Raw genomic sequence first — 4416 nt, 5'->3', positions numbered from 1 at the left:
GGACCTGCGGTCCGCGCCCCGGAATGACGAATTCCGCAAAGCCCTCGCTTTCGCGAAGCATGACGGCGGAGAGGCTTCAGGCTTTCAGCGAAGGCGAAGGCCGCGGGTCGAGCCTGCACAGGACGTGCCCAGGTGCGGCGTGCTCACCGGCGCGCCCCGTCCAGGCACAAAGAAAAACCCCGCCGGGGCGCGGCGGGGTTCGGAAGACCGTCCGAGTTCGGGAGGAGAGAGCCACCGGCTCCACGAAACATCCGAAACTCTCGCGACGCGGTGCGGGCGCGTGCGTCGCGTCAGATGGCGATGCGGGCCTCGTCGTCGGCGGGCTCGCGCAGGACGGAACCGCGGTTGCGCGGATCCGGATCAGATGGCGATGCGAGCCTCGTCGTCGGCGGGCTCGCGCAGGACGGAACCGCGGTTGCGCGGATCCGGATCAGATGGCGATGCGGGCCTCGTCGTCGGCGGGCTCGCGCAGGACGGAACCGCGGTTGCGCGGAGCCGGATCAGATGGCGATGCGAGCCTCGTCGTCGGCGGGCTCGCGCAGGACGTATCCGCGGCCCCACACCGTCTCGATGTAGTTGCGGCCGCTCGATGCGTTCGCCAGCTTCTTGCGCAGCTTGCAGATGAACACGTCGATGATCTTCAGCTCGGGCTCGTCCATGCCGCCGTAGAGATGATTGAGGAACATCTCCTTGGTCAGCGTGGTGCCCTTGCGCAGGCTGAGGAGCTCCAGCATCTGGTACTCCTTGCCGGTGAGATGCACCCGCTGGCCGCCGACCTCGACCGTCTTGGTGTCGAGATTGACGATCAGGTCGCCGGTCTGGATGACCGACTGGGCGTGACCCTTCGACCGGCGCACGATCGCGTGGATCCGCGCCACCAGCTCGTCCTTGTGGAACGGCTTGGTCATGTAGTCGTCGGCGCCGAAGCCGAGACCTTTGACCTTGTCCTCGATGCCGGCGAGGCCGGACAGGATCAGAATCGGGGTCTTGACCTTGGAGACGCGCAGGGCGCGCAGCACTTCGAAACCCGACATGTCCGGCAGATTGAGATCGAGCAGGATGATGTCGTAATCGTAGAGCTTGCCGAGGTCGACGCCCTCCTCGCCGAGATCCGTCGTGTAGACGTTGAAGCTCTCGGACTTCAACATCAACTCGATGGATTGCGCCGTAGCGCTGTCGTCTTCGATCAGGAGAACGCGCATGCCAGTCCCCTTCCATGCCGCGTCGGATTGAGGGCGGCCCGCCGTAGTGCCGGCCAACTCTGACGCCTCGGGACCCAACTGATTCGAAAGGTTAACGGCCAATCCTTAACAAAGTCTGATTCCCCAGCGCAAGACAGCGCTGGGCAATTTCTGGAGAATCGGCCTAAAATGTTGTGGCGGGCTGGTTTTTTAGACACGTTCGCGCTCACATCTCACTTTAGGAACTGGCCGTAACCGATTCAGTCGACTCGCCCCTCCGTCGCACGGGGAGTCTGTGGTTCGGAGCCCCCGATGACGGTGATCCAATGATTAACGGTCCGGGTAAACACAGAGTTAAGGGTTCAGAGATCGTTACCGACGATGTCGATCGGGACGGGCCGGGCAGGGGGATGCCGTGAGGACGCTGATTGACCAGATCGACGAGATCGACGGTGTCGAGGTGTTCGGCCGGGTGGTCGGCGTCCGCGGCCTGATGGTCGAGGTGGCGGGCCCGCTGCACGCCATGTCGGTCGGTGCGCGGGTCGGCATCGAGACCGCCGGACGCACGATTCCCTGCGAGGTGGTGGGCTTTTCGGGCAACCACGCCCTGCTGATGCCGTTCGCCGCCCTGGAGGGCGTGCGGCGCGGCTGCCGGGCCGTAGTGATGACGGCGGCCGGTGCGGTGCGTCCGTCGGCGGGGTGGCTCGGCCGCGTCGTCAACGCGCTCGGCGAGCCGGTCGACGGCATGGGCCCGCTCCCGATTGGTCCGACTCCGTGTCGCTTCCGCAACAGTCCGCCGTCCGCCCATGCCCGGCGCCGGGTCGGCGGTCCGATCGATCTCGGCGTGCGCGCCCTCAACACGTTCATCACCTGCTGCCGCGGCCAGCGGATGGGCATCTTCGCCGGCTCCGGCGTCGGCAAGTCGGTGCTGCTGTCGATGCTGGCCCGCAACGTCGATGCCGACGTGTCGGTGATCGGCCTGGTCGGCGAGCGCGGCCGCGAGGTGCAGGAGTTCCTCCAGGACGATCTCGGGCCGGAGGGCCTCGCCCGCTCGGTCGTCGTCGTCGCCACGTCCGACGAGCCGGCGCTGATGCGCCGCCAGGCCGCCTATCTCACCCTCGCCATCGCCGAGTATTTCCGCGATGCCGGCAAGAGCGTCCTGGTGCTGATGGATTCGGTCACCCGCTTCGCCATGGCGCAGCGCGAGATCGGCCTCTCGGCCGGCGAGCCGCCGACCTCCAAGGGCTACACGCCGACCGTCTTCACCGAGCTGCCGCGCCTGCTGGAGCGGGCCGGCCCCGGCGCCGGGGCAGGGGCCATCACGGGCATCTTCACCGTGCTGGTCGACGGCGACGACCACAACGAGCCGGTCGCCGACGCGGTGCGCGGCATCCTGGACGGCCATATCGTGATGGAGCGGTCGATCGCCGAGCGCGGCCGCTATCCGGCCATCAACGTCCTCAAGTCGATCTCGCGCACCATGCCGAAGGCCTGCGACCCCGGCTATCTGCCGGTCATCATGCAGGCCCGCAAGGTGATGGCGACCTATTCGGACATGGAGGAGCTGATCCGGCTCGGTGCGTATCGGGCGGGCTCCAGCGCCGAGGTCGACGAGTCGATCCGGCTGCACGAGCCGCTGGAAAAATTCCTATCCCAGGGCAAGACCGAGTCGACCTCGCTGGCGGAGGGCTACCAGCGACTCGAGAAAATCGTCATGTCGGCGGAAACCGAAAACTAAGATTGTGATCCCACAATGAGCGCCTGTTCGGAGCGGCTCTCGGCCCTGGCGTTCGAGGCTGCGCTGGGGCTTCTGGGGAGTAACAGTCGATGAAGTCGCGCGATACACTCATTCGGCTCAAGAAATTTCAGGTCGACGAGCACCGCCGCAAGGTCTCCCAGATCGAGACCATGATTGCCGAGTTCATGCGGATGGCCAACGACCTGGAGCGTGAGATCCAGGTCGAGCAGGAGCGGGCCGGCATCCACGATCCCGGCCATTTCGCCTACCCGACCTACGCCAAGGCCGCGATGCAGCGGCGCGAGAACCTCAAGCGCTCGGCCGACGAGCTGGGCGGCCAGCTCGAGGAGGCGCGCGCCGCCCTGCAGGAGTCCTTCGAGGAGCTCAAGAAGGTCGAGCTGCTCGACGAGCGCGACCAGCTCCGCGAGCGCACCGCCGAGCACGCCCGCGAGCAGTCCGAGCTCGATTCGATCGCCGGCCTGCGGGCCCGCAGCGCAATCGCCTGATCCCGATCTCCATCCCGCCGTCCGCACGAAGGCCCGGGCCGTCCGCCCGGGCCTTCGCGTCTTTGCGGGGCGCCGCCGTTCGGGCCATACTGCGGCCGGGTGGGGAGCAGGGCACGGGATGCTGACGTCGGCCGAACTGGTCTGGCTGCTGGCCGGGGTCGCCAAGGGCGACCACGCGGCCTTCGAGCGTCTCTACCGGGCCACGCGGGCGAAGCTCTACGGCGTCGTGCTGCGCATCCTGCAGCGCCCGGATCTCGCGGGCGAGGCCCTGCAGGACGCCTATCTGCGCATCTGGACCAAGGCCGCCCGATTCGATCCGGGCCGCGCCTCGCCGATCACCTGGATGGTGGCGATCGCCCGCAACCGGGCCATCGACGTCGCCCGCCAAGCCGGCGAGATCGTGGTCGACGAGGCGGAGGCCGCCGAGGTCGCGTCCGACGACCCCGATCCGCTCGGCGAGAGCATCGCCACCGAGGCGCTCAAGCGCCTGCTGGCCTGCCTGGGCCGCCTCGAGGCCGACCGCCAGCGCATGGTCCTGCTCGCCTATTTCAGCGGCGTCGACCGGGCCGGGCTGGCCCGCGAGTTCGACCGCCCGGTCAATACGATCAAGACGCAGCTCCGGCGCGCGCTCGCCGACCTGCGGGAGTGTCTCGGGAATGAGTGACGACGACCGCGCCGGTCTCGCGGCCGAGTATGTGCTCGGCACGCTCGACGCCGACGAACGCGACGAGGCGGTGGCGCTGATCGACAGCGATCCCGCCTTCGCGGCCCTGGTCACCGCGTGGGAGCGGCGGCTGAGCGAGCTGCACGCCATGGTCGACCCGGTGACGCCGCCGGCGGAGATCTGGGTCGCGCTGCGCGCCAGGCTGCCCGACGACCCCGCCGCCGCCCTGGTGCCGCCACCGGTGCCCGCGGCGGCCCCGGCAATCGCCCCGGTCGCCGAGTCGGCCCCGCCGCCCGGGCTCGCATCCGCGCCGACCGACGCGATCGT

4 protein-coding genes and 1 pseudogene are annotated in these 4416 nt (G+C 68.4%); 4 read left to right on the top strand and 1 reads right to left on the bottom strand.

Translation table 11 applies throughout. The features are described 5' to 3' along the window. Positions 1–500: 500 nt before the first annotated feature. Positions 501–1202: a response regulator transcription factor CtrA gene (ctrA, locus tag CH341_RS28670; protein ID WP_111422577.1), complete on the bottom strand. Its 702-nt coding sequence runs from the start codon at positions 1200–1202 to the stop codon at positions 501–503. A 394-nt stretch (positions 1203–1596) separates the two neighbouring features. On the opposite strand from ctrA, the gene fliI reads away from it, so the two are divergent. The 4 genes and pseudogenes from fliI to CH341_RS28650 all read left to right on the top strand — a co-directional run. Further along, entirely contained in the window at positions 1597–2919 is a 1323-nt protein-coding gene (fliI, locus tag CH341_RS28665) for a flagellar protein export ATPase FliI (protein WP_111422575.1), read from the top strand. An 89-nt stretch (positions 2920–3008) separates the two neighbouring features. Then, a complete protein-coding gene (gene fliJ / locus CH341_RS28660) occupies positions 3009–3425 on the top strand; it encodes a flagellar export protein FliJ (protein ID WP_111422572.1) in 417 nt (138 codons plus the stop codon). 118 nt (positions 3426–3543) lie between these two features. Further along, entirely contained in the window at positions 3544–4089 is a 546-nt protein-coding gene (locus CH341_RS28655) for a sigma-70 family RNA polymerase sigma factor (protein ID WP_111422570.1), read from the top strand. Next, positions 4082–4416, top strand: a pseudogene (locus tag CH341_RS28650) (anti-sigma factor); the annotation flags it as partial. The gene CH341_RS28655 and the pseudogene CH341_RS28650, both read left to right, overlap by 8 nt.

The sequence above is a fragment of the Rhodoplanes roseus genome (assembly GCF_003258865.1).
Taxonomy (GTDB): domain Bacteria; phylum Pseudomonadota; class Alphaproteobacteria; order Rhizobiales; family Xanthobacteraceae; genus Rhodoplanes; species Rhodoplanes roseus.
This window is presented reverse-complemented; position numbering and strand designations above follow the sequence as displayed.

Excerpts from the sequence above, each read along its gene's own strand:
- ctrA (WP_111422577.1), bottom strand. The coding sequence starts at position 1,202 with ATGCGCGTTCTCCTGATCGAAGACGACAGCGCTACGGCGCAATCCATC.
- fliJ (WP_111422572.1), top strand. The coding sequence starts at position 3,009 with ATGAAGTCGCGCGATACACTCATTCGGCTCAAGAAATTTCAGGTCGAC.
- CH341_RS28655 (WP_111422570.1), top strand. The coding sequence starts at position 3,544 with ATGCTGACGTCGGCCGAACTGGTCTGGCTGCTGGCCGGGGTCGCCAAG.